2 protein-coding genes and 1 pseudogene are annotated in these 2,547 nt (G+C 69.4%); 1 reads left to right on the forward strand and 2 read right to left on the reverse strand.

Annotated elements, in window-relative coordinates:
- Together VFF46_RS06450 and VFF46_RS06455 are read right to left on the reverse strand one after the other, a co-directional pair.
- Window positions 1–210: pseudogene (locus tag VFF46_RS06450) on the reverse strand (histidinol-phosphatase); the annotation flags it as partial.
- Between the two features lie 34 nt (window positions 211–244).
- Window positions 245–1,786 (reverse strand): MFS transporter, encoded by a 1,542-nt coding sequence (locus tag VFF46_RS06455; RefSeq protein ID WP_325036099.1) that lies wholly within the window; start codon window positions 1,784–1,786, stop codon window positions 245–247.
- A gap of 55 nt (window positions 1,787–1,841) precedes the next feature.
- Between VFF46_RS06455 and VFF46_RS06460 the strand changes: the two genes are divergently transcribed.
- Entirely contained in the window at window positions 1,842–2,546 is a 705-nt protein-coding gene (locus tag VFF46_RS06460; protein WP_325036100.1) for a TetR/AcrR family transcriptional regulator C-terminal domain-containing protein, read from the forward strand.
- The last annotated feature ends 1 nt before the right edge of the window (window position 2,547 follow it).

Raw genomic sequence — 2,547 nt, forward strand, 5'->3', positions numbered from 1 at the left:
CGCCACCGTACGGATCGCGATCGCGGCCACGCGGAGTCCGATCACCTGGGCCCGGTTGAGGCGCGAGCCTTCCCGGCGCGTCACGCGCCCGTGCAGGCCACCCAGCCACCGGGCGATCCGGCCGTGCTCGTGGTCATGCCCATGCCCGTGACCGTGCCCGTGTGCATGCCCGTGGCCATCATCGTGCCCTGATGCCGTCGCGTCGCTCATCAGCCGAGATTAACAGCAACGAATGTCATTTCCATCAGGAGTCCAGTGGCCGGTCCCCCGCCGTCGTCCCGGCGTACTCCGTTGCCGCGTCCGGCGTGCCGGTACGTCGACCGGGCAGGACGACCAGAGCGACCACCGCCCCGGCTATCGCACCGATGGCGCCGACGGTCATCGCGATCGACATCGCGTCGACGAAGGCGTGCTTGGCGGCGGCGAAGAAGTCCTGGCCGAGGGCGAGGGTGTCGGCGATCGACTTGCGGGCCGGCTCCGGTACCGAGTCCGGGAGCGCCGACGAGTAGGCCGCGGCGAGCACACTGCCGAGTACGGCGACCGACAGCGCGGCGCCGGTCTGCTGGACGGTGTCGTTCATCGCGGAACCGACGCCGCGGTGCTCCGGCGGGACGGCCTGCATCAGCAGCGTGTACGCCGCCGGGCCGGCCAGGCCACCGCCGATGCCCATCACCAGCAGGCCGAGGATCAGCAGCCCGTACCCGGTCGTGTCCGAGACCTGCGTAAGGATCCCGAAGGCGCCCGCGATGACGAGCAGTCCGAGCGCGATCAGCGTCCGGTCCGCCAGCTTCTTGCCGAGCGTCGCCCCCAGCACGTTGAAGACGGTCGCGGCCACGGCGTACGGGATCAGCGCCAGCCCCGCCTTCAGCGGCGAGTACCCGAGCGCGAACTGCAGGTACTGCGTCAACGCCAGCATCAGCCCGCCCGCGGTGAACGACAGCAGCACGATCGAGAAACTCGTACCGCTGAACCGCCGGTCCTTGAACAGCGCGAGCGGCACCATCGGATGCTCACTGCGCTTCTCCCAGAGCGCGAACGCGGTCAGCGCGACCACGCCCACCGCCAGCCCGCCGAGCACCTTCGCGGAGCCCCAGCCGTTGCCGGGGATCGACACGATCGCCCACACGATCGACGCCATCCCGACGATGGTCAGCACCGCGCCGGCCGGGTCGACGTCCCGCGCCGGGCCCTTCGACTCGGGGATCAGCGCGAGCGTGCCGATGATCGCCAGTACCGCGATCGGCACGTTCAGCAGGAAGATCGAGCCCCACCAGAAGTGGTTCAGCAGGACGCCGCCGACGGTCGGGCCGGCCACCACGCCGACCATCGCGACCATCGACCAGCCGGCCATCGCCTTGCGCTGCTCTTCCGGCGGAAACACCGTGAACAGCAGCGACAGCGTGCTCGGCATCAGCAGCGATCCGCCGACGCCCATCAGGCCGCGGCAGGCGATCAGTTGCCACGGGTTAGCGGCCAGCGTGGCGAGCAGCGAGGCGGCGCCGAACAGCACCAGCCCGATCAGCAGCATCTTGCGGCGCCCGTACCGGTCGGACAGGCTGCCCGCGGTCAGCAGCAGCCCCGCGAACGCCAGGATGTAGGCGTCGATCACCCACTGGATGTCCGCCGGCGTCGCACCCAGGTCGCGCATCAGCGACGGGATCGCCAGGTTCAGGACGGTGTTGTCGACGACGAGCACCATCAGGCTCAGGCACAGGATCAGCAGGATCCACCAGCGCCGGGGATGCCCGGTCGCGGTTTCGGAAGACTCGAACGGTGTACTAGTCACTCGCACACTGTACGACGAACTCGTACGTTGTGCGAGTGGTTAGTAGGATGGGCACATGCGAGAGACGATCTGGACCCGGGAACGCAAGGCGGCACCCGCCCGCGAGACGCTGAGCCGGGAGCAGATCGTGGCCACCGCGATGCGGCTCCTCGACGCCGAGGGCGTGGCCGGCCTGAGTATGCGGAAGCTGGCGGCCAAGCTCGACGCCGGCGCGACCAGCCTGTACTGGCACGTGCCGACCAAGGACGACCTGATCGACCTGCTGATCGACGAGGTCTGGGGCGAGATCGACGTACCGGAACCGGACCTGGCCGGCTGGCGGAGCGGTGCGCTGCTGTTCGGCCACAGCCTGCGGTCCGCCGTACTGCGGCATCCCTGGCTGCCCGAGGTGATGTACACCCGCCCGAGCGTCGGGCCGAACGCGATGAAACTCGGGGAGCGCGGTCTGGTGCTGTTCGGCGCCGCCGGGTTCTCCGATCAGGAGGTGGACCTGGCGATGGGCAGCGTGATGTCGTACGTCCTCGGCACGGTGAGCGCCGAGGTGGCGACCCGCGAGATGGTCCGGAAGTCCGGCAGCTCCGAGGAGCGCTGGGTCAGCGAACTCCTGGAACAGGCCGAAGCCAGGTCCACCGACTACCCGGCGATGCAGCAGTCGGTCCGCCGCCGGATCGTCACGGACCTGGACACCGGCCTGACCAACAACTTCGTGTTCGGCCTCGACGCCCTCCTCGACGGCCTCCAAACCCGCGTCAAGAAGTAGC

Origin of the sequence: Kribbella sp., assembly GCF_035655035.1 — a bacterium.
GTDB lineage: Bacteria > Actinomycetota > Actinomycetes > Propionibacteriales > Kribbellaceae > Kribbella.